Raw genomic sequence first — 22139 nt, 5'->3', positions numbered from 1 at the left:
GGGTCAACGCGACGGGGCGGAGCCGTCCACCAGCGCGAGAATCTCGTCCTGGCCGCCCTTGGCGGGGCCCTTGAGGCTCTGGACCTCGCGCTCAAGCGCCTTGGCCGTGCGCTTTTGCGTCCGCGCCTCGGCGCGGTGGCGGTGTTCGCGCAGCCATTCCCAGACGAAACCGACAAGGATGCCCACCATCACCCCCCCCAGCACCACCGCGAACAGCGGCAGCTCGATCGCGTATTGCACGCCGACCCAGGGCGCGAGCGCCTCGGGGATCACCTCGAGCAGGACCGTTTCGCGGTTGGCGAAGGCCATCATGACGAGGACCAGCGCCACGACGATCAGGAAGAGGTATTTCAGGTAACGGAGGATGACCATGTCTCGAATGCTCCCGGGGCTTCGGTTACGCGTCGCCGTTCAGGCGGTCACGTAGCAGCTTGCCGGCCTTGAAGAAAGGCACGTGCTTCTCCTCGACCTCGACGCTTTCGCCGGTGCGCGGGTTGCGGCCGGTGCGGGCGTCGCGTTTCTTGACGGAGAAAGCGCCGAAGCCGCGCAGCTCGACGCGGTTGCCATTGGCCATCGCCTCGATGATCTCTTCGAAGACCGTGTTGACGATGCGTTCGACGTCGCGCTGGTAGAGATGCGGGTTTTCGTCCGCCAGCTTCTGGATCAGTTCGGATCGTATCATGGTGGCGTCCCTCCCCGGAGCTGGCACGAACCGCGCCACTATAGGCAGGTTTTCCGCGACTGGCCAATGCAAAGCCGCGGAAACCATGGAGATTGCAGGCGTTTTCCCGCCGCACCCGCGCCTCCTCCGGCGGCGGATGGCCGATGGGTGGGCGAAGGGCCGCGTGGCCGCGCCGCGGCAGGATCATGGTTCATGACAACGATTCGGGCGAGGTCCGCCCCTCAGAGGCCGCGCCAGACCTGCGTCGCCGCGAAGCCCAGCGCGTAGAACCGGCGCATCAGGGGGGCGCTTGGAACGGCGGCCATGTCGGTCAGCGGCAGCGGCAGCGCCGCGGGGTCGCGCCCGGTCAGAAGCCCCGCGATGGCCGCGCCGAAGATGGTGCCCGTCGTGATGCCGCGCCCGTTGTAGCCGATGGGCGTGTAAAGCCCTTCGGCAAGCTGGTGGACCCGCGGCAGGTGATCCGGCGTCATGGCGATCTCGCCATCCCAGGCCGCGTCGAACCGGACCGGGCCCAGCCCCGGAAACAGCCGCGCGATCCGTTTCCGCGCCCAGCGCAGCGAGATCCCGCCGCCGACATCGCCCATCAGGCGGCCCATCGAGCCGATCATGATCCGCCCCGCCGCATCGCGCCGCAGCGAGGTCATCACCGGTGCGGTGTCCCACACGCCCTGCCGGCCGGGCAGGATATGGGCTGCGTCCGTGCCCAGGGGCTCGGTCGCCAGCTGGAAATAGCGGATCGTCGTGTAGCTGCGCCGCAACCCCGGCCAAAGCGCGTCGGTATAGGCATTGGTGCCCAGAACCACGGCCCGCGCCCGCAGCGGCCCCGCCGTCGTCTCGACACGCCAGAGCCCGCCGTCCTCGCGGGCCAGCCGGGTGGCGCGCACGCCCGTGCTGATCCCTGCCCCGGCCCCGTCGGCCGCCCGCGCCAGGCCGCGGACATAGCCCATCGGGTTCACCGTTCCGGCCCTGTGGTCGAGCAGCCCGCCATGGAACGCCGGGCTGCCGGTGCGCGCGGTGACCGCATCGCGGTCGAGCAGTTCGACCGGTGCCCCCATCTCGCGCCAGTCGCGGTAGCGCCCCTCGAGCGCCCGCAGGCCCGAAGGGGCATGGGCGACATGGATCGTTCCCTCGCGCGTGGCCTCGCAGCGGATCTGGTGCCGCTCGATCAGGTCGAAGACCATGCGCGGCCCGTCGCCGAACCGCGCGAGAAAGCTGCGCCCGGTGTCATCGCCCAGTTTCGCCCGCACCGCCGCGGGCGGCAGCCAGACACCCGCGTTCACCAGCCCCACGTTGCGCCCCGACCCGCCGTGCCCGATGCGCTGCGCCTCGATGACATGGGCGGACAGCCCCGCCTCGGCGGCATGAAGGGCGGTCGAAAGACCGGTGAAGCCACCGCCCACGATGGCAAGATCGATGGGCGCTTCGGGCAGCGGGCGGCCCGGCCCCTCCGCTTCGGCGGCGGTCTCGTCCCAGAGCGACACGCGTTCGCTGATCATCCCCACCTCCCGGCCCCGGTTCGGGCCCGGTTCGGCCCCAGTTGCACCGCGCACCGCCAAGGGATCGGACACGTCACGGCAGTCTGTCAATCGGAATGCAGCGGGCCAAAACTGCGCGCACGGCGGCAGGATACCCGAAGCCCCCCCCCCGCTTTCGGCCGGCACGCCCCCGGCTGTCGCCCCTTGCCTTTCCCGCTGCATGGCGGAACCCTGTGCGCACTGGACGGAAAGGGCGGTGTATGGACCCGAGGCAGGGCGCGGAACAGCAACTCCCCGGTGAGCGGACAGCCGAGGCCCTGCGCTTCGGCCCCATCGACCCTTGCGACCCCGCGCTCGCCGAGCTGATCGCGCGCCACGCGGCGCATGGGGATGCGCATTACCCGTCCGAGAGCAACCACCACCTCGACGGCGCGGCGATGGCGGCCGAAGGGGTGCTGCTTTTCGCGGGATGGCGCGGCGACAGCGTGCTGGCGATGGGCGGCTACAGGATCATCGCCTCCGGCGAGGCGGAAGTGAAATCCATGCATGTCGCGGAGGACGCGCGCGGACAGGGGGCCGGTGCCCGGCTTCTCGCGCTGATCCTCGAGGACGCGACCCGGCGCGGGGTTCGGCGCATCTCGCTGGAAACCGGAAGCCGGCCTGCATCGGCCGCGGCCCGCCGCCTGTATGAGCGCGCGGGCTTCACGTTCTGCGCGCCCTTCGGGGCCTACCGGGAGGACCCCGAAAGCGTCTTCATGACCCGGAGGCTGCCCGCGCCGACAGGCGGTCCGGTCGGCACTGCGTCGAAGCCGTCAACCTGACAGCCCCCCGACACGGGCCCAGAACCCGGATTTGCGTCCATGGGCGCTCCGCAAGTTGCGGAGATAGTCGTCATGCGCAGGATGCCCGGCATGGTCGGTGATCGCCCCCTCCGCCGCGGCGCAGGCGTCGAGGTGCCGCGCCGCGTGGCCGTAACGGCCGGAGCGCGCCCGCGTCAGGGCAAAGTCGATCATCGACCGCAAGAGCAGGACCGCGGCCAAGGGGTGCGACCCGGACAGGGCTTCGGAAAGGGGCGTCAGAACCTCGTAGGCGTCGCCGTCGATCTCGGCATGGCGGGCCAGCACGATCTCGGCCGCAAGCGCCATGTCGGGGGCGGCCTGGCAATACGCCAGCGCGGCCTCGACGGGCCGGAACGCCGCAACGTGGCGGCGGGCGGCGTCCTCGGCCTCGACATCGTCGAAGTCGGGCAACAGCTTGAGATGGCGGCGCAGGGCCGCGGGGCACAGCCGGGCTTCGAACCGTCTCCAGAGCGCGGCCCGCAGGTCGTCGGTGCGGCCCAAGGCCTCGAGGCAGGCGAAATGCGCGTCGTCCAGTTCGGCCTTGTCGGACCAGGGGTCATCGTTGGGCAGCGCGCCTTCGACCAGCGCCAGCGCCTCATCGGCGCGGCCGGCCTCCAGCAGGCGGGCGGCGGCTTGGGGGGCGATGGTGTGGAAGGTCAACTGCTCGGGGCTGTAGCGCGCGAGCCACGCGTCCACGTCGCCTTGCAGATCGGCGATATCCTGAAGGATCATCTCGACGGTGCGGTTCCGCGCCGCCCGCGCGCGGGCCTCGCGCTGTGACCGGTCGGCGATGAAGGCGTAAAGGATCAGGTCGCCGTCGCCCAGGGGGGCCTCGCGGGCGGTCTCCGCCAGCGTTTTCAGCCGCGCCAGACCCGCGTCGCCCAGCGCCTCGGCCAAGGCGGGGACCGCGTGGTCGAACGCGCCGTAGCCGTCGCCCGAGACCGCATCGAAGATGTCCTCCGCCAGCGTCGCGGGGTCCTTGGTCAGAGCGGGCGACAGCCGGGCAACCGCCTCCATCGCGTCGCCCATGGCGTCGCCGATGGTGCCCCAGCTGTCATCGGTGCGATCATGGATGCCCGCCGCCAGGTGCAGTTGCGCCCAGAGCAGATCAAAGGCGATGTCGGGGGCGTCGGGCGCGACGCGTTCCTCGATCAGGCGCACCAGGCCGCACAGTTCCTGCCCCAGCTTCTTCTGCGACTGCCGGGAGATGAAGCTGCGCCCGCGCCGAATGGAGGCAAACCGCTTGCGCACATCCGCCGCGACCGTCTCGGGTCCCTGCCCCGCCGCCAGGGCCATGCGCAGCTTGCGCTGGCGGGCGGCGTCGCCCTTGACGGCCTCCAGCAGCAAGTCGGCGAGCGTCTCGGCTCCGAGGGCCAGCAGGTTGGTCTTGTTCAACGCCTTGCCAGCCATCCCCACCCCCAGGTTTCTACATATGGAAAAGGCGCCCATCGGGCGCCCTTTTTAGTGCTTCGATCAAGGCTCCGAGACATCCTTGACCCGTTTCCGAGACAACTTTGCCCGGATTTGCAAAACGCTCAATGCGTCCATGCGCCCTTGCGGTCGGTGGCGAAGTTCTCGCCGTAGCCGCGGGGGCGGATGTTCGGCTTGCGCTCCTTCGGCTTCAGGACCACCGCTTCGATCCCATGGGCCTTGGCGTAATCCTGCGCGGCTTCGAGGCTGTCGAAGCGCAGCCGAACCTGGCTGTTCATGTCCGACGACGACGTCCAGCCCATGAGCGGATCGACCTCTCGCGCGGCTTGGGGGGCGAACTCGAGCACCCATTGCTTCGTCTTGGCCGTGCCCGAAGACATCGCCGTCTTCGCAGGCTTGTAGATCCGTGCACGCATCGCGGAACCCCTTGTCTGGTCTTGGCGCGTATATCCGAAAATGGGCGGCTTTGCGCAATGCGCCAATTTCACACGCCTGCACCGGAGAAGGACAGGCGGCATCAGGGCAATCAGGCAGGGAAAGCGCAGGCAGGAGAGGGTTGCCGGTCGGTCCCGAGGGAGCGAGGGGTGGGTGGGTGGTTCGGATCCGACCGGCAACCACATCCGCTGCTTGCCCCCTCAGCTTAGGGCAACCATGCCGGATGTTGCAACGGAATATTCTCCTTAAAGTTGTGAAAATTGTCGCGGGTTCGGAAAGGTTTCGTCAACCATTGACCGTCTGCCGACACCCTCTGGCAACAGCCAGTGCGCCGAGGGGTTGAACCCCTGTGAAACAAGGTCAATTACGGGGTGACGGAGGTCCACCATGCACAACAACTCCCCGGAACAGATGCCCGACACCGGCCTTTCGGTCGATGCGGTCCGCGCGCGGCCCAAGCTGGAGGGCGGCAAGCGTTTCGTCATGCAGTCGGAATTCAAGCCCGCAGGCGACCAGCCCACGGCCATCGCCGAGCTGTCGCAGGGCGTCATGTCGGGCGAGCGGGACCAGGTGCTTCTGGGCGCCACGGGGACCGGCAAGACCTTCACCATGGCCAAGATCATCGAGGAAACGCAGCGCCCCGCGATCATCCTTGCGCCGAACAAGACGCTGGCCGCCCAGCTGTACGGCGAGTTCAAGGGGTTCTTCCCCGACAACGCGGTCGAGTATTTCGTCAGCTACTACGACTACTACCAGCCCGAAGCCTACGTGCCGCGGTCCGACACCTATATCGAGAAGGAATCCCAGATCAACGAACAGATCGACCGGATGCGCCACTCGGCCACCCGGGCGCTTCTGGAACGCGATGACGTGATCATCGTGGCCTCCGTCTCCTGCATCTACGGTATCGGCTCGGTCGAGACCTACGGCGCGATGACCCAGGACCTGTTCGCCGGACAGGAGTATGACCAGCGCCGGGTTATGGCCGACCTGGTGGCCCAGCAATACCGCCGCAACGACGCCGGTTTTCAACGCGGCAGTTTCCGGGTGCGGGGCGATTCGCTGGAGATCTGGCCGGCCCACCTCGAGGACCGGGCGTGGAAACTCTCGTTCTTCGGGGAAGAGCTGGAGAGCATCACGGAATTCGACCCGCTGACCGGGGCCAAGACCGGCAGTTTCGAAAAGATCCGCGTCTACGCGAATTCGCACTACGTCACGCCGCGCCCGACGATGCAGCAGGCGATGAAGGGCATCAAGGAAGAGCTTCGGCAGCGCCTCGACCAGCTGGTCGGCGAGGGCAAGTTGCTCGAGGCGCAGCGGCTGGAGCAGCGGACGAATTTCGACCTCGAGATGCTCGAGGCGACGGGCGTCTGCAACGGGATCGAGAATTATTCCCGCTACCTCACGGGCCGCGCGCCGGGCGAGCCGCCGCCCACCCTGTTCGAATACATCCCCGACAACGCCATCGTCTTCGCCGATGAATCCCACGTCACCGTGCCCCAGATCGGCGGCATGTACCGGGGCGACTACCGGCGCAAGTTCACGCTGGCCGAGCATGGCTTCCGCCTGCCGTCGTGCATGGACAACCGCCCGCTGAAGTTCGAGGAATGGGACGCCATGCGCCCGCAGTCGGTCTTCGTCTCGGCCACCCCCGCGGCCTGGGAGCTGGAACAGGCGGGCGGCATCTTCACCGAACAGGTGATCCGTCCCACCGGCCTGCTCGACCCGCAGATCGAGATCCGGCCCGTCGAGATGCAGGTCGACGACCTGCTCGACGAGGTGCGCCGCGTGGCCGCCGCGGGCTACCGCACGCTGTGCACCACGCTGACCAAGCGCATGGCCGAGGACCTGACGGAATACATGCACGAACAGGGCATCCGCGTGCGCTACATGCATTCCGACATCGACACGATCGAACGGATCGAGATCCTGCGCGACCTGCGGCTGGGGGCCTTCGACGTGCTGATCGGCATCAACCTGCTGCGCGAGGGGCTGGACATTCCCGAATGCGGGCTGGTGGCAATCCTCGATGCCGACAAGGAGGGCTTCCTGCGCTCCGAGACCTCGCTGATCCAGACCATCGGGCGCGCGGCGCGGAACGCCGACGGTCGGGTGATCATGTATGCCGACCGCATCACCGGCTCGATGGAGCGCGCCATGCGCGAGACCGATCGGCGGCGCGCCAAGCAGATCGCCTACAACGAGGAACACGGGATCACGCCCGCGACGGTGCGCAAGAACGTCGAGGATGTGCTGGCGGGCCTCTACAAGGGCGACGTCGACATGAACCGCGTGACCGCCAAGGTCGAGAAGCCGCTGGTGGGGGCGAACCTTGCCGCCCATCTCGACGGGTTGCGGGCGCAGATGCGCAAGGCGGCCGAGAACCTGGAGTTCGAAGAGGCCGCCCGGTTGCGCGACGAGGTCAAGCGGCTGGAAGCGGTGGAGCTTGCCGTCGCCGACGACCCGCTGGCGCGGCAATCCGCGGTCGAGGCGGCCGTGGACGGCGCGGTCAAGGCCGCCGGCCGGTCTACGGCGGGGCGGCCGGGGCAAAGGGGTGGCGTGAAGCGAAGGGGGAGGTAGGGTGGGCAATCCTGCCAACCGCGCCGGAATGGTGGGCAGGATTGCCCACCCTACTCGCCGTGGGTAAGCTCAACCAACTGGTAGTACTGAGTGGAGCCGAGATGGCTAGCATACTAAAAAAGCTTTTAAAACTTGCTTCAACACCGCCAAAAAACAGGAAGCGAGTTTTTCCAAAGGTAACTGACTATATCCCATCTGAAACCAGTATAGAGGGAGTCTGGTGCACACCGGCGGACGGCGAACTGATTATCCGAAAGTATTATCGTGACTTCCGAGGTGATCGGAAAGCAGAGCAGGCAGCAGTTGACGCGTTTTTTGGCATTCTAGAGCGCACCGCGCAGGAACTGGAAGAGATCATTAATGAATTTCGGTATGATCTAATTAATGAAAGACAGCACGCGCAGGATGAAATCAGCAAAGCAAAAAATGAAGAAGACCGATTGGAACTTACCAGGCTTTATGAATATGACATAAAACAACATGAGAAGCGACTTAGCAAAGTCGAAAAGTGGGTCAGCAGGCAGTTAGATCTGACAAAGCAAGACTGCAGAAAGCCACTTCGTGCGGTCCTTACCACTGTTAGGACCTCAGAAAATGAGGGGTTTTATCTGACTTCTGACCAAGTGGAGTCTGAGCGTGACTATCAGTATCCAGAGCTTCCCGAGAGCTATTACTGAAGGCCAAGTAAACTCCGACAGTCTCGAGAAATTATGAAGATTACCACCCCAGGGCCGCGGTGCGGCGATCCAAGCGTCGAGCGGAAGCGCTTTATCCCAGCCACATCCGCGCACAGACCGAACGGCGCACCCAGCCCCACCAAATCGCCGTGCCGGGGGGCGGCCCGGCGATAGCGCGGCAGCCTGCGACTGCTATTCGCGCAGGGCGCTTCGCTAGACCGACAGAACCGACACCCCGACAAACACCGTAGGCCGGGCTTCAGCCCGGCACCTGCCCGCCAGTGCAGGCCCTTGCCCCACCCCACGGACGCCCGCGCGCCTCACCCGCCAGCACCCCCCGGCACCACGGTCAGGCCCAGCATCTGCCAGTTCTGCATGCCCCCCCGGTAATACGAGATATTCTCCGCCGGGAAGCCCGCCTCGATCATGTTGCGCGCCGCCGTCGGCGACTGGCCGCACCATGGGCCGTTGCAGAACAGGACGACCTGCGGGATCTCGCCTTCGCAGATGAACCCGTCGAAATCTACGACGCAGCCCAGCTCGCCCAGCCGGTCGGCGGCTTCGTTATAGGGCACCGAAACCGCGCCGGGGATCGTGCCGGCCTCGAACTCGGGCCGGATGCGGCCGTCGATCACCACGGCATTCGGGTCCTGCAGGGCCGCGATCACCTCCAGCTCGCCCACGGGCGTCACGCCCGGCGCGGGGATCATCGGCTGGATGCAGAAATTCGGGCAGGGCCGCGAGGTCAGCGTCCAGTCGCCCTCCAACCGGTTCCCGGTGTCCTGGTTGCGCATGATCTCGACCGGGCCCGAAGGCGTCGGCACGGTGGCCGACATCATGTCGGGCGTCAGCCCGACCCCCTCGGCCGAAGCCAACCCCGGCAGCGCGATCAGCGCCAGCGTCAAAGCCATGTTCCGCATGATAGGGTGTCCTCCCCTGTTGTCTTCCGTGCCAAGCCTCTCCCACGACAGGTGACCGCGTCAACCTCCGGTTGGTCGCAGGCGAATGGATGCGCCCGCGGGCTGTGCCCGGTGCGGAGTGCTGCAAGGCGGTTTCCCTCGGCCCGGCACGCACTATTTCCGGCGCATGCGACGTGTTCTTGTTCCCCTGTGTCTCGCTCTTTCCGCCGCTCCCGCCGCCGCGTGGGAGGCCGGGCGCTCCGGCTCGATCTGCACCCTGACCCACAGCGATCCGGAGGCCGGCGAGATCCGCCTGACCCATGACCCCGCCGGGCCGCTCTACACGATCACCGTCACACGGACCGAGCCCTGGCCAGAGGCGCCGGTCTTCGGCATCGCCTTCGGCGGCGGGGCCGAGCTGACCATCACCACCGACCGCCATATCCTGTCCGACGAGGGGCGCGCGCTGACCGTGACCGACCGCGGCTTCGGCAACGTGCTGGCCGGGCTCGCGCGGAACGAGACCGCCACGATCTTCGCCGGCCCCGCCGCGCTGACCGTGTCGCTCGAGGGGGCCGCGCCGGAGGTGGCGGCCTTCGCCGCCTGCGAGCTTGCCCCCTCGGTCTGAGCGACCCTTGCAGGAGCGCACAATCGCCCTGTGCGCATCTGCGTTTTCGGGTGGGTGCCCGCCCCCTAGCTGACCCCGTGACGTCAGGCGCGCGCGCCCGGCCCCAGCCAGAAGGACCACAGCATCATGACCCGCCCCATTCCCGGCCTGCACCATGTCACGGCGATTTCCGGGCCGCCGCAGGCGAATGTCGATTTCTACACCGGCACGCTGCGCCAGCGGCTGGTGAAGAAGACCGTGAACTTCGACGATCCCGGCACCTATCACCTGTATTACGGCGACGCGGCAGGAAGCCCCGGAACGATCCTGACCTTCTTTCCCTTCGCCGACGCGGGCCCCGGTCGGGCCGGGCCCGGCATGGCGCGGGCCTATGCCTATGCCGTGCCGAAGGGCGGCTTCGACGGCTGGATGGAGCGGCTGGCCGAACAGGCCATCGACTTCGACGGCCCGGAGGAACGCTTTGGCCAACGCGTCATCACCCTGCGCGACCCCGACGGCGCGCCGGTCGAGCTGATCGAGACCGACCGCGACAGCGCCGAGGCGCTGGACGGCTTCCATTCCGTCACGCTGTGGGAGCGCGACATCGCGCCGACCGCGCGGCTTCTGACCGAGGTCTTCGGCTATTCCGAGACCGGCCACGAGACCGCGGGCGGCGTGGAACGGTTGCGGCTGCAAGCCCCCGGCGAGGCGCGCGGTGCGGTGATCGACCTGATGCGCTCGGACGCGCCCTCGATCGGGCGGCAGGGCGCTGGAACGATCCACCATGTCGCCTTCCGCGCCGAGACGGACGAGGTGCAGCGCGACTGGCAGGAGCGGCTGGCCGTGGCGGGCCATCCCACGACGCCCGTGATCGACCGGCAGTATTTCAACGCGATCTACTTCCGCGAACCGGGCGGGGTGCTGTTCGAGATCGCCACCGACCCGCCGGGTTTCGCCGTGGACGAGGACGCCGCGCATCTGGGCGAGGCGCTGAAACTGCCCGCGCAGTACGAGCCGCACCGCGCCCGGATCGAGCAGGTGCTGCCGCCCCTCAAGGTGCCGGCATGACCCGGCTTGTGCGTGCAGGAGCATCGGGGGGCACCGCCCGGATGGGCCTTGTCCTTGTCCATGGGCGTGGTGCCGGGGCCGAGGACATCCTCGGCCTTGGGGCGGCGCTGGGGTTGCCCGACGTCGCCATGATCGCGCCCGAAGCGCCGGGGCGCAGCTGGTGGCCCACGTCCTTCCTTGCGCCGATGGGGGGCATGGCCCCGCATGTCGCCGCGGGGATCGACGCGGTGGAGGGCGCCATCGCGGCACTGGAGGCCGAGGGGCTGACCCGCGACCGGATCGCGCTGGCGGGGTTCAGCCAGGGCGGTTGCCTTGCACTGGAATACGCCGCGCGGCACGGCGGGCTGGCAGCCGTCTTCGGCCTCTCGGCGGGGCTGGTCGGCACCTCGGACGCGATGGGCGGGCCGGACCCGGCGCTTTACGGCTTCACCGCCAAGCGGTTGAATTACGACAGCGACCTGACCGGCCTGCCGGTCACGATCACGGTGCATGAGCAAGACCCGCATATCCCGCTGAAACGCGCCCGCGACAGCGCCGAAGCGTTTCGCGCGCTGGGGGCCGAGGTCGCGCTGCATGTCGCCCCCGGCGCGGGCCATGGCGTGACAGAGGCAGGCGTGGCCGCCATGCGCCATGCGCTGAACGGATAGGGCGTTAGGGCCGCGTTAACCTGCTCGGGTCATGCTGCCACCATGCCCAATGACCTGAGCCATCCACCGGCCCCGCCCGTCCCTGCCCCGCCCGACCGCCAGCGTGAGGCCGGCCACCTGCTGCGCAAGGCCGAAGCGTGGTGCGACCGGGCCGAGGCCCTGGCCCGCGATCCCACCCTGAGCGCGGAGGGCGCGGCCAAGGCCCTGTCGCACCTGTCGCGCCTCGGGCGTGATCTGGCCGGGCGGCGGCTGGTCCTCACCCGCCCGCTGACGCGGCGGATGGAGGAGGTGCGCGGCTGGTTCGCGCCCGCCGAAGCCCGGATCAAGGCCGCGCAGGCGGCGCTGACCGCGGCCTCGACCCCGCTTGTCGCGCAAGGGCTTCACGACGAGCTGATCGAGACGGACGGCCCGGCAGGCGCATCGCCCACGCCCGCGCCCGCAACGGTGGAGACCTGCCTGAGGGTGGTCGGCATCGACCGTGACCGGCTCGATCTCGAGGCGCTGCGCCCCTATTTCACCGACCACGCGTTGAAGACGGCGGTGGCCCGGCGCGCGCAAGCCACCGGGGACGGCGCGCTTGGCGGCGTCGTGCAGCGCAGGCAACTTGCCGCCGCGCCGACCATGGTGAGCGTCACCGGCGACGCCTGGACCCCGGAGCGGGATGTGACGGGATGACATGGCTGCACCGCCCGGCACCGAAGGCCGGGACGGCGCGGCAGGCAGCACGGCTTAACCCAGCACCTCGGCGATGCTCTCGGCGGTGGCGGTGACGACGGTGTCGGCCTCTTCCCGCGTCAGGCAGAGGGGCGGCGCGTAGCCCAGGATATCGCCCTGCGGCATGGCCCGCGCGATCACGCCGCGGCGGCCCATCGCGGCGACGATGCGCGGCACGACCTTGTCGGCGGGATCGAAACCCGCCCGCGTGTCGCGGTCGGCGACCAGTTCCACCGCGGTCAGCATCCCCTCGCCGCGGACCTCGCCCACGTTGACGTGCTCCCCCACGGCCTCGGCCATGGTGCGGGTCAGGTAGGGGCCGACCTCGCCCGCGTTCCGCACCAGCCCGAGGCTGTCCAGCAGCTTCAGATTCGCCACCCCAGCCGCGGCCCCGATGGGATGCGCGGAATAGGTCCAGCCATGGCCGAAGGGCCCGAACCGGTCGGTGCCCTGCTCCAGCACGCGCCAGACCTTGTCCGACACGATGGACCCCGACAGCGGCGCATAGGCCGAGGTCACGCCCTTGGCGATGGTCATCACGTCGGGCTTCAGCCCGTAGGCGGGCGAGCCGAACATGTGGCCCAGCCGCCCGAAGCCGGTGACCACCTCGTCGGCGATCAGCAGGATGTCGTGCTTCTCGAGGATGGGCGTGATCGCCTCCCAGTAGCCCATGGGCGGGGGGACGATGCCGCCCGTGCCCAGCATCGGCTCGGCGATGAAGGCGGCGATGGTGTCGGCCCCCTCGGCCTCGATCAGCTCTTCGAGGTCGGCGGCGCATTGCGCGCTGAACTGCTCTTCGGACTGCGCGACATCCGCCCGGCGGTAGTAATAGGGCGCGGTGGTGTGCCGCACGGTCGAGAGCGGAAGGTCGAATTTCTGGTGGAACAGGTGCAGCCCCGTCAGCGATCCCGACATCAGCCCCGAGCCGTGATAGCCGCGCCAGCGCGAGATGATCTTCTTCTTCTCGGGCCGCCCGAGGATGTTGTTGTAATACCAGATCAGCTTGACGTTGGTCTCGTTCGCGTCGCTGCCGCCAAGGCCGAAATAGACCTTGGACATGTGATCGGGCGCACGCTCCATCACCATCTGCGCCAGCGTGATCGACACCTCGGTGCCGTGGCCCATGTAGGCGTGGTAATAGGCCAGCTCGCGCGCCTGGTCGGCGATGGCCTCGGCCACCTCCTGCCGCCCGTAGCCGATGTTCACGCAGTAAAGCCCCGCGAAGGCGTCGAGGAACCGGTTGCCGTCGCGGTCCACGATATGGCTGCCCTCGGCGGTCTGGATGATGCGGCCCGGTGCCTCGCCGCGGGCATGCTGGGCGAGATGGGTCGAGGGGTGCAGGAAATGATCCCGGTCCCATTTCGCGAGCTGGTCGTTGGTCAGCATGGCCGTCTCCTGTGTCTGGGTCGCCAACAGCTAACGGGCGCGGCAGACAGAGTGCAAGGCAGGGCTGGCGAAACGCCAACCGAGACCGGCGAACTGCCCGGGCGCATCAGCCCTGACCGCGTCAGCCTTGCCTGCGGAAGGTCAGGTAATGCGGCACGCGCCCCTCGCGCAGCGCCTTTTGCTCATAGCGCGTGCTGATCCAGTCGCCCCAGGGCTCCCGCCAGTCCCGCGGCCCCTCGGCCAGCCAGTCGAAGCCCGCGCGCGGCACCTCTTCCAAAGTCTGGCGGACGTAATCGGGAATGTCGGTGGCCACCCGGAACTCGGCGCCGGGTTTCAGCACGCGGGCCAGCGGCTCCAGATGCTCGGGCGTGACGAAGCGGCGGCGGTGGTGGCGCTTTTTCGGCCAAGGGTCGGGGTAGAGGAGAAACGCCTTCGAGATCGAGGCCTCGGGCAGCACGTCGAACATGTCGCGCGCATCGCCGGGATGGACGCGCAGGTTGTCCACCCCCGCCCGCCGGATCTTGCCCAGCAGCATGGCGACGCCGTTGATGTAGGGCTCGCAGCCGATGATCCCCGCCTGCGGGTTCAACCCCGCCTGGTGGACCATGTGCTCGCCGCCGCCGAACCCCACCTCGAGCCAGACCTCGCGTCCGCCGAAGAGCGCGTGCAGATCGAGGGGGTGCCGCTCGGGGTTCGCCTCCCACCCGACCGGGCCGGGCGACAGCGCGTCGAGGTCTTCCTGAAGATAGGCTTCCTGGCTGTCGCGCAGGTGCTTGCCGCGGCGGCGGCCGTAGAAATTGCGGTGCGGGCGCTCGGGCGGCTGCGACATGACGGGCCTTTCGGGGTGCATCGGCGCGCGGTGTAACGCCGCGGGCCACCGGCCTCAATCCCCTGCCCTGCCTTTCAATCGCGCCGCCCTGTGCTTACCTCGGACAAGCAAAGCGATGCGAGGCCCCCGATGTTCGGACATTCCGTCAAGCTCTTCGATCTCTTCGGCTTCGAGATCAAGGTGGATGCCAGCTGGCTCCTGATCGCCGCCCTGATCGTCTGGAGCCTTGCCTCGGGCTACCTGCCGCAGGTGCTGCCGGGGCTTGGGCCGGGGGCCTATCTCGCCCTTGCCATCGCCGCGATGCTCGGGCTGTTCGGCAGCCTGATCCTGCACGAGCTGGCGCATTCGCTGGTCGCGCGGCGCTACGGGCTCGGGATCGGGGGGATCACGCTGTTCCTGTTCGGGGGCGTGGCCGAGCTGTTGGACGAGCCGAAAAGCGCGGGTTCGGAATTCTGGATCGCCATCGCCGGGCCGGTGATGAGCTTTGTGCTGGCAGCGCTCTTCGGGCTCGCGGCGATGGCCACGGGCGCGGAAGGAATCGTCGGAACGATCCTCGCCTATCTCGCCTCGATCAACCTGGTCCTCGCGGTCTTCAACCTCTTGCCGGCCTTCCCGCTCGACGGGGGGCGGGTGCTGCGCGCATGGCTCTGGCACCGCTCGGGCGACATGCTCGGGGCGACGCGCAAGGCCAGCGGCGCGGGCACGGTGCTGGCGCTGGGGCTGATGGGGCTGGGCCTGTTCTCGGCGCTCTCGGGCGGCGGGATCGGAGGCGTCTGGCTGGTGCTGATCGGCTTCTTCGTGCTGAACGCCAGCCGCGGCACCTATCAGCGGCTCCTGATGCAGGACGGCCTGCGCGGGCGTCGGGTGGCCGAGCTGATGACGCCCGACCCCTGGACGGCGACGCCCGAGATGACCCTGGCAGAGCTGGCCGACCGGGTGATGCTGGCCCATGCCGTCAGCTTTGCACCGGTGGTCGATGCGGGCAACGTGATCGGCCAGATCGACGCCGCGCGGATGCGCGAGGTCGCGCGCGAGGACTGGGCCACGACCCGCGTGGCCGAAACCATGGCGCCGCTGACCGACGCCGACCTGATCGCGCCCCGCATGACGGCGGAAGAGGCGTTGCAGCGCCTGTCCGATGGGCCGCAGCGCAAGCTGATCGTCGCCGAGGGGCGGCGGCTGCGCGGCATCCTGAGCCTGCGCGACCTGATGGGCCATATCGCCGTGGTGCAGGCGCTGGGGCGCGGCACCCCGAACCGGCCGGGGTAGGCGCGTGCAGGGCTCGCTTCTTGCGCTTCTCTCGGCGGTCTTCGTCGGGCTTGCCGTCTGGCTCAGCTGGCGGGCGGCGCAGACGGCGCGCACCCCGCAGGGCGCGGTGGGCTGGGTCGTGTTCCTGCTGACGACACCTTACATCGCCGTTCTGCTCTACGGGCTTTTCGGCCCGCACCGCTACAAGCGCCGCACGAAGGAACGGCGGCGAAGCCGCCTTCTCTTCGACGACAAGCGCCCCGATCCCGAAGACCTCCGCGTGTCCTGCCCGTCCTGCGACCGCATCGACCGCCGCCCCTTCGAACGCATCGCGGGCATGGCCTTCGTGCCCGGCAACCGGGCCGAGTTGCTGATCGACGGGCAGGCGACTTTCGACGCGCTCTTCGACGCCATCGACCGGGCCGAACACTATCTCCTCGTGCAGTTCTACACGCTGCGCGACGACGGGCTGGGCACCGAGATGATCGACCGGCTGATCGCCGCCGCCGAGCGGGGCGTGGCGGTGATGCTCCATACCGATGCGCTCGGCTCGAACGGGCTGCGCCGCGCCACGCTGCGCCGGATGGAGGCCGCGGGCATCAACGGCATCGCGCAAGCGCGCAACCGCCCCATCGCGCGCCGCGTGCAGATCAACTTTCGCAACCACCGCAAGACGCTGATCGTGGATGGGCGCGAGGCCTACCTGGGCGGGCTGAACGTGGGCGATGACTACATGGGCCGCAACCCCGCCTTCGGCGCGTGGCGCGACAGTTTCGTGCGGCTGACCGGCCCCGCCGTGACGCAGCTGCAACTGGTCTTCGCCGAGGATTGGCACTGGCTGACCGGCAAGGCGCTGCGCAGCGACCTCCAGTGGTCCATCCCTGCGCCGACGGGCGAGACCGAGGCGCTGGTCGTCGCCACCGGCCCGACCGATGGCGAGGATGGGGCGGCCGCCCTGTTCTTCGCCGCCATCGCCGCTGCCGAGCGGCGCATCTGGATCAGCACGCCCTATTTCGTGCCCGACCTCGCGCTGATCGCCGCGTTGAAACACGCAGCCACCCGCGGGCGCGAGGTGCGCATCCTCGTGCCCGACACCATAGACCACTACCTACCCTGGCTCGCGGCCTTCGCCTATTTCGACGAATTGCGCGAGGCGGGCGTCGAGATCTGGCGCTACAGCGCGGGGTTCCTGCACCAGAAGGCGCTCTTGATCGACGATTGCCTGTCGGGGATCGGCAGCACGAATTTCGACAACCGCTCCTTCCGCCTGAATTTCGAGACGATGGCACTGTTCCTCGACACCGGGGTCGCCTCGGAGGTCGAAGAGATGCTGCGCGCCGATTTCGCCCGTGCCGCCTGCCTCGACAAGACGCTGGAGCAGCAACCGCTGGCGATCCGCCTTGGCGCACCGCTGGCACGGCTCTTCGCGCCGGTGCTGTAGGGGGGGCGATGCGGGTTCTGAGCTACAACATCCGCAAGGCCGTGGGCCTCGACCGGCGCTACAACCCCGAGCGGATACTTGGGGTGATCGCCGACAGCGGGGCAGATGTTGCGATCCTGCAGGAGGCCGACAAGCGCCTTGGCGCGCGGCCGGCCGCCATTCCCAAGCGCCTGATCGAGAGGGAAAGCGACTATGACCTCGTCGATCTGGGCGGCACCGATGTGAGCCTCGGCTGGCACGGCAACGCTGTGCTGGTGAAGCCGGGTATCCGGGTCCTCGGCCTGCGCCGCCTGCCGCTGCCGGGGCTGGAGCCGCGCGGCGCGGTCATGGTCGAGGTCGAGCGCGCGGGGCTGGGCCGCGTGACGCTGGTGGGCGCGCACCTGGGCCTGTTGCGCCGCTGGCGGCGACGGCAGATGCATGCGCTGTCCGAGCAGATCGCGCCCGAGGCGAGGGGGCGGACGATCATCGCGGGGGATTTCAACGAATGGTCACCCGTGGGCGGGTTCGAGCCGCTCGGCCGTGCCTTTTCGCTGGTCACGCCGGGGCGCAGCTTTCACGCGGCCTACCCGGTTGCACCTTTGGATCGCTTTGCACATGGCGCGGGGCTGGCTGTCACCGGCAGCGGCGTGATCCGCGACGGGCACGCGCGACAGGCCTCGGATCACCTGCCCGTCTGGGCGGATTTCGCGCCGGCCCCGCGAGGGACCGGCGCAGGGTAGATCAGACCGCCGCCTTCAGCGCCTCGGCAAGGTCGGTGCGCTCCCAGCTGAAGCCGCCATCGGCCTCGGGTGCGCGGCCGAAATGGCCATAGGCCGCGGTGCGCTGGTAGATCGGGCGGTTCAGCGACAGATGCGTGCGGATGCCGCGCGGGGTCAGGTTCATGACCTGCCGGATCGCGGCCTCGATCCGGGCCTCGTCCACCTCGCCCGTGCCATGCGTATCCGCATAGATCGACAGCGGTTCGGCCACGCCGATGGCATAGCTCAGCTGCAGCGTGCAGCGTTTGGCCAGCCCCGCGGCGACCACGTTCTTGGCAAGGTAACGCGCCGCATAGGCTGCCGAGCGGTCCACCTTGGTCGGGTCCTTGCCCGAGAAGGCACCGCCGCCGTGCGGCGCTGCGCCACCGTAGGTGTCGACGATGATCTTGCGGCCCGTCAGGCCCGCGTCCCCGTCAGGGCCGCCGATGACGAATTTGCCGGTGGGGTTCACCCACCAGTTCGTCGCCTCGGTGATCCAGCCCGAGGGCAGGACCTCGCGGATATAGGGTTCGACCACGGCGCGCACGTCGTCCGAGGTCATGTCCTCGTCGAGGTGCTGCGTGGACAGCACGATCGAGGTCACCTCTACCGGCTTGCCGCCTTCGTAACGCAGGGTCAGCTGGCTTTTCGCGTCGGGGCCGAGCGTCGGCTCCTGCCCGGATTTGCGCACCTCGGCCAGACGCTTCAGGATCGCGTGGGAATAGAGGATCGGGGCCGGCATCAGCTCGGGCGTCTCGTCGACGGCATACCCGAACATGATACCCTGGTCGCCCGCGCCCTCGTCCTTGTTTTCGGCGGCGTCCACGCCCTGCGCGATATGCGCGGATTGCTCGTGCAAGAGGTTCGTCACCTCGACGGTGGCGTGGTGGAACTTGTCCTGCTCGTAGCCGATGTCGCGGATGCAGTCGCGCGCGATAGCTTCGATCCGGCCCATGTAATCGGACAGCTTCGCCTTGTCCGACAGGCCGACCTCGCCGCCGATGACCACGCGGTTGGTCGTGGCGAAGGTTTCACAGGCGACGCGCGCCTCCGGTTCCTCGGAGATGAGGGCATCGAGAACGGCATCCGAGATGCGGTCGCAGACCTTGTCAGGGTGCCCCTCCGAGACGGACTCGGAGGTGAAGATGTAGCTGTCGCGTGCCATGGGGGGAAAGCGCTCCATTGGAATACAGGTGACCCCACGCCAGGAAGCCGTTGTGGGGCATACGGCGCTTTACGCCCTTAGCCTGACCGGTGCAATGGCGCGAACCGGCGACCGGCGGCAAGCGCCGCGGCTGTTGCCAAAAGGACAAGCAGCAGGATCGGCCAGTCGCCGGTCCGCGCATAGAGTGTCGGCGGCAGCGCGGGCGGCAGCGCCGCGTCGAGCGCGCCCGCCGCGTTCAGGGGCAGCGCGGCCAGCACGCGCCCACGCCCGTCGATCACCGCGGACACGCCGGTGTTGGCTGCGCGCAGAACGGGCAGCCCCTGCTCGACGGCGCGCAACCGCGCGAGGGCGAGATGCTGGTAGGGGCCCGAGACCTGCCCGAACCACGCGTCATTGGTCAGGTGGAGCATCCAGTCGGGGCGCGGCACCGTGCGGATGTAGCGGGGAAAGATCGCCTCGTAGCAGATCATCGGAAAGGCGCGGCCAAGCGCGCCGCCGATCTCGAGAAGATCGGGGCCGGGACCGGGCGAATAGCCGCCCGCCAGCACCTCGGCGATGCCGCGCAGGCCCAGCGCCTGGGCGGCGGCACCGCCGGGCATGTATTCGCCGAAGGGCACGAGGTGGTGCTTGTCGTAGAGCTGCCGGATCGCGCCCTCGGGATCGAGCAGAACAGCCGTGTTGCGCGCGCGCAGCCCCTCGAAGCGTTGCCCGCCCACGACCACCTCGGCCGCACCGGCGGCCGCGGCGATGTCGGCGCGCACGCGCTGCGACTCCTCCAGCAGGACGGGCAGCGATGTCTCGGGCCAGACGATCAGCGCGGGCGCGCGCCCCTCGGGCGGGCCGGCCGTCAGGTCGAGCGCCCGGCGGAAGAAGACCGGGACCATGTCCGAACGCCATTTCAGGTGCTGCGGCGCGTTGGGCTGGATCAGCCGGACCACGGGGGCCGCGGGATCGGGCGGCGGCGGTGCGGGAACCGGCAGCGCCAGCAGGGCCAGCGGCGCAAGCGCCAGCAGGCCCGCGCCCATCGCGTGCCCGCGCAGCACCACCACGGCCAGGACCGCCGCCGCGCCAAGAACCAGCGCGGTCAGGCCCAGCGGACCGGCCAGCGCCGCCAGTCCCAGCAGCGGCGAGGCGATCAGCCCATGGCCCGGCTGCGCCCATGGAAAGCCGGTGAAGACCACGCCGCGCGCGGCCTCGGCCAGCACGAGAAGCCCGGCGAGCACGACCACCCGCGCCGCGTGCCGCGGCAGCAGCCGCGCCGCGAGCCAGCCGGGCAGGGCCCAGAACAACGCCAGCCCCCCCGCCATCAGGATCAGCGCGAAGGGCGCCATCCAGCCATGGCGCGCGGCATCGACGAAGAACGGCTCGACGATCCAGTTGAGCGCGAGCGCGAAATGCGCCGAACCGCCGACCCATGCCGCAAGGGCAGCAGCGCGCGGAGCGGGTGCCGTGACGCTCAGCGCCACAAGCGCGGCAAAGCCGAGCCAGCCGACGAACCACAGGTCGAAGGGCGCAAGCCCGAGCGCGCCCACCGCCCCGGCCAGCCCCGCAAGCCCGAGCCGCGCCCACGGGCGCAGACCGGCCAGCGCCGACGCGGCGGAGTGGCTCACCCGGCGGCCCCTTTGGGCATCCGCACCCGCAGGCGCTTGATGCGGCGCGGATCGGCGTCGATCACCTCGAATTCGACGCCCGAGGGATGCGGCACGACCTCGCCCCGCGCGGGCACGCGGCCCGACAGCAGGAAGACGAGACCGCCAAGCGTGTCCACCTCTTCCTCGTCGTCCACGTCCGACAGGGCCATGCCCAGCTCGGCCTCGAACTCGTCGAGCGGGGCGCGCGCCAGCGCCAGCCAGCGCCCCTCGCCCTCGGCGGTCCAGGGCTGGTCCTCTTCGATGTCGTGTTCGTCCTCGATCTCGCCGATGACCTGCTCGATCAGGTCCTCGATGGTGACCAGCCCCTCGACCCCGCCATATTCGTCGATCACCAGCGCCATATGCGTCCGCTCGGTCTGCATCTTCTGCAGCAGCACGCCGATGGGCATCGAGGGCGGCACGTAAAGCAAGGGGCGCAGCATGGTGCGCAGGTGAAACCCGTTGCCCTTGCCATTGAACCCGTAGCGCAGCGCCACGTCCTTGAGGTGGACAAGCCCCGTGGGGCTGTCGAGCGTGCCCTCGTAGACCGGCAAGCGCGTCAGACCGCTGTCGCGGAAGACATCGACCAGCGCGTCGAGGTCTTCGTCACAGGAGACCGAAACGATCTCGGCGCGCGGGATCATCACGTCCTCGACGCGCATCCGGCGCAGGTTGGACATGCCGAATTGCGGCAGGGCCGCGCCATTGGCACCGCCCGCACCGGGTTGCGGATCGTCGTTCGAAGGATCGGCCTCGGCGTCATCCGCGCCGAAGAGCCTTGCAAAGAAACCCGGCCTCTGCGGCTGCGGGTCTTCCGCGTCGTCCTGCGCGCCACGCGCCGCGGGAGACGAGGGATCAGGGGTCGAGCTCATGGCTCCTTTCCGAAATCACTATTCGGGCCCAGTTCGGCCCGCGTCCTCAATATGGGTCAGGCACCCCCAGTCTTGCAAGGATGCGGGTCTCCAGACCCTCCATTAGCGCGGCATCGGGGTCGGTTATGTGATCGAAACCCAACAGGTGTAGCAGCCCATGGACCAGAAGATGGGCAAGATGATGATCGAAAGGCTTGGCCCCCTCCTGCGCTTCGCGGGTCAAGACCCCCAGCGCCAGCGCGATATCGCCCAGCTCTTCGGGCGGGCCTGCGGGGTTCGGGCGCGGCAGGTGCGGCATCTCGCCCGGCGCGGCCGGAGCGCGCTCCTCCGACGGCCATGACAGAACGTTGGTCGGCGTGGGCTTGCCGCGGAACTCGGCGTTCAGGGTGGCGATGCGGTCGTCGTCACAGGCAAGGATCGAGACGGCATACTGCTGCGGCTCAAGGCCCAGCTCGTCCAGCGTGGTCTCGCAGGCGCGGGCGGCCAGCGCCTCGAGCGCGGGCTCGTCCCAGCCGTCGTCCTCGATGAGAATGTCGATATCCATGCCCCGCGCCATGCACCGGCGCGCTGCGGCGGTCAACTGCCACCGTTTTCGCCGCGCGTCTCAGGTCGCGTCCCAGATCTGGCCCGCCGCGGCGAGCCCGGCGTTCCATGCCCCGCCGAGCGTGGTGCCATAGGGGCCCGGCGCGGCCTCGCCCGCGAAGAACAGCCGCCCGTCAAGCGCCGCGGCATAGTCCCGGCGCGCCGTGTCGGCACCGGGCCGCACCCGCGCCCAG

22 protein-coding genes and 1 riboswitch are annotated in these 22139 nt (G+C 69.0%); of the genes, 10 read left to right on the top strand and 12 right to left on the bottom strand.

Annotated elements, in window-relative coordinates; all coding sequences use genetic code 11:
• Positions 1-3: 3 nt before the first annotated feature.
• From QQK83_RS03885 to QQK83_RS03875, 3 genes are all read right to left on the bottom strand, one after another.
• On the bottom strand, positions 4-372 hold the full coding sequence (locus tag QQK83_RS03885) for a LapA family protein (protein ID WP_284261863.1): 369 nt from the start codon (positions 370-372) through the stop codon (positions 4-6).
• 25 nt (positions 373-397) lie between these two features.
• Positions 398-682: an integration host factor subunit beta gene (gene ihfB / locus QQK83_RS03880; RefSeq protein ID WP_284261862.1), complete on the bottom strand. Its 285-nt coding sequence runs from the start codon at positions 680-682 to the stop codon at positions 398-400.
• Positions 683-903: 221 nt separating this feature from the next.
• The gene (locus QQK83_RS03875; RefSeq protein WP_284261861.1) at positions 904-2178 is read right to left on the bottom strand and encodes an NAD(P)/FAD-dependent oxidoreductase; all 1275 of its coding nucleotides are present in this window, start codon (positions 2176-2178) and stop codon (positions 904-906) included.
• A 239-nt stretch (positions 2179-2417) separates the two neighbouring features.
• On the opposite strand from QQK83_RS03875, the gene QQK83_RS03870 reads away from it, so the two are divergent.
• Positions 2418-2978, top strand: coding sequence for a GNAT family N-acetyltransferase (locus QQK83_RS03870; RefSeq protein ID WP_284261860.1), 561 nt, complete (start codon positions 2418-2420; stop codon positions 2976-2978).
• Here QQK83_RS03870 and QQK83_RS03865 read toward each other — a convergent pair.
• Together QQK83_RS03865 and QQK83_RS03860 are read right to left on the bottom strand one after the other, a co-directional pair.
• Positions 2970-4445: a DUF6880 family protein gene (locus QQK83_RS03865; RefSeq protein ID WP_349816214.1), complete on the bottom strand. Its 1476-nt coding sequence runs from the start codon at positions 4443-4445 to the stop codon at positions 2970-2972. The genes QQK83_RS03870 and QQK83_RS03865 overlap by 9 nt on opposite strands.
• A gap of 86 nt (positions 4446-4531) precedes the next feature.
• Positions 4532-4843 carry an ETC complex I subunit gene (locus QQK83_RS03860; protein ID WP_284261859.1) on the bottom strand — a complete coding sequence of 104 codons (312 nt, stop codon included), beginning with the start codon at positions 4841-4843 and terminating at the stop codon, positions 4532-4534.
• A 406-nt stretch (positions 4844-5249) separates the two neighbouring features.
• Here QQK83_RS03860 and uvrB point away from each other — a divergent pair, with 406 nt between their 5' ends.
• Positions 5250-7442 (top strand): excinuclease ABC subunit UvrB, encoded by a 2193-nt coding sequence (gene uvrB / locus QQK83_RS03855; protein WP_284261858.1) that lies wholly within the window; start codon positions 5250-5252, stop codon positions 7440-7442.
• Between the two features lie 59 nt (positions 7443-7501).
• Entirely contained in the window at positions 7502-8119 is a 618-nt protein-coding gene (locus QQK83_RS03850; RefSeq protein ID WP_284261857.1) for a hypothetical protein, read from the top strand.
• 320 nt (positions 8120-8439) lie between these two features.
• Here QQK83_RS03850 and QQK83_RS03845 read toward each other — a convergent pair whose 3' ends face one another.
• Complete coding sequence (locus QQK83_RS03845; protein WP_284261856.1) at positions 8440-9039, bottom strand: rhodanese-like domain-containing protein; 600 nt, start codon at positions 9037-9039, stop codon at positions 8440-8442.
• A gap of 166 nt (positions 9040-9205) precedes the next feature.
• Here QQK83_RS03845 and QQK83_RS03840 point away from each other — a divergent pair, with 166 nt between their 5' ends.
• From QQK83_RS03840 to QQK83_RS03825, 4 genes are all read left to right on the top strand, one after another.
• Entirely contained in the window at positions 9206-9646 is a 441-nt protein-coding gene (locus QQK83_RS03840) for a hypothetical protein (protein WP_284261855.1), read from the top strand.
• Between the two features lie 126 nt (positions 9647-9772).
• Positions 9773-10693 carry a ring-cleaving dioxygenase gene (locus QQK83_RS03835; RefSeq protein WP_284261854.1) on the top strand — a complete coding sequence of 307 codons (921 nt, stop codon included), beginning with the start codon at positions 9773-9775 and terminating at the stop codon, positions 10691-10693.
• Positions 10690-11340 (top strand): alpha/beta hydrolase, encoded by a 651-nt coding sequence (locus tag QQK83_RS03830; protein WP_284261853.1) that lies wholly within the window; start codon positions 10690-10692, stop codon positions 11338-11340. The genes QQK83_RS03835 and QQK83_RS03830 overlap by 4 nt, the downstream gene beginning before the upstream one ends.
• A gap of 42 nt (positions 11341-11382) precedes the next feature.
• A complete protein-coding gene (locus tag QQK83_RS03825) occupies positions 11383-12015 on the top strand; it encodes a hypothetical protein (protein ID WP_284261852.1) in 633 nt (210 codons plus the stop codon).
• Between the two features lie 54 nt (positions 12016-12069).
• On the opposite strand, the gene QQK83_RS03820 is transcribed toward QQK83_RS03825, so the two are convergent.
• On the bottom strand, positions 12070-13440 hold the full coding sequence (locus QQK83_RS03820) for an aspartate aminotransferase family protein (protein ID WP_284261994.1): 1371 nt from the start codon (positions 13438-13440) through the stop codon (positions 12070-12072).
• A 121-nt stretch (positions 13441-13561) separates the two neighbouring features.
• On the bottom strand, positions 13562-14290 hold the full coding sequence (gene trmB / locus QQK83_RS03815) for a tRNA (guanine(46)-N(7))-methyltransferase TrmB (protein ID WP_284261851.1): 729 nt from the start codon (positions 14288-14290) through the stop codon (positions 13562-13564).
• A 108-nt stretch (positions 14291-14398) separates the two neighbouring features.
• Between trmB and QQK83_RS03810 the strand changes: the two genes are divergently transcribed.
• The 3 genes from QQK83_RS03810 to QQK83_RS03800 are packed head-to-tail and all read left to right on the top strand — an operon-like array spanning position 14399 to position 17677.
• Positions 14399-15538, top strand: coding sequence for a site-2 protease family protein (locus tag QQK83_RS03810; RefSeq protein WP_284261850.1), 1140 nt, complete (start codon positions 14399-14401; stop codon positions 15536-15538).
• A 4-nt stretch (positions 15539-15542) separates the two neighbouring features.
• Positions 15543-16958: a cardiolipin synthase gene (cls, locus tag QQK83_RS03805; RefSeq protein WP_284261849.1), complete on the top strand. Its 1416-nt coding sequence runs from the start codon at positions 15543-15545 to the stop codon at positions 16956-16958.
• Between the two features lie 8 nt (positions 16959-16966).
• Entirely contained in the window at positions 16967-17677 is a 711-nt protein-coding gene (locus QQK83_RS03800) for an endonuclease/exonuclease/phosphatase family protein (protein WP_284261848.1), read from the top strand.
• Between the two features lies 1 nt (position 17678).
• Here the strand turns inward: QQK83_RS03800 and metK are convergent, their stop codons facing one another.
• The 4 genes from metK to ybeY all read right to left on the bottom strand — a co-directional run bounded on the left by metK (position 17679) and on the right by ybeY (position 21907).
• The gene (metK, locus tag QQK83_RS03795) at positions 17679-18860 is read right to left on the bottom strand and encodes a methionine adenosyltransferase (protein WP_284261847.1); all 1182 of its coding nucleotides are present in this window, start codon (positions 18858-18860) and stop codon (positions 17679-17681) included.
• 10 nt (positions 18861-18870) lie between these two features.
• Positions 18871-18922: riboswitch (SAM-SAH riboswitch) on the bottom strand.
• Between the two features lie 15 nt (positions 18923-18937).
• Positions 18938-20470, bottom strand: coding sequence for an apolipoprotein N-acyltransferase (gene lnt / locus QQK83_RS03790; protein ID WP_284261846.1), 1533 nt, complete (start codon positions 20468-20470; stop codon positions 18938-18940).
• A complete protein-coding gene (locus QQK83_RS03785; RefSeq protein ID WP_284261845.1) occupies positions 20467-21363 on the bottom strand; it encodes a hemolysin family protein in 897 nt (298 codons plus the stop codon). Before QQK83_RS03785 ends, lnt begins: the two co-directional genes overlap by 4 nt.
• A gap of 46 nt (positions 21364-21409) precedes the next feature.
• Positions 21410-21907: an rRNA maturation RNase YbeY gene (gene ybeY, locus QQK83_RS03780; protein WP_284261844.1), complete on the bottom strand. Its 498-nt coding sequence runs from the start codon at positions 21905-21907 to the stop codon at positions 21410-21412.
• Between the last annotated feature and the right edge of the window lie 232 nt (positions 21908-22139).

Origin of the sequence: Roseicyclus amphidinii, assembly GCF_030163755.1 — a bacterium.
GTDB classification, from domain to species: Bacteria; Pseudomonadota; Alphaproteobacteria; order Rhodobacterales; family Rhodobacteraceae; genus Roseicyclus; species Roseicyclus amphidinii.
The sequence above is the reverse complement of the archived record's forward strand: the minus strand, read 5'-3'. Positions and strand labels throughout refer to the sequence as shown.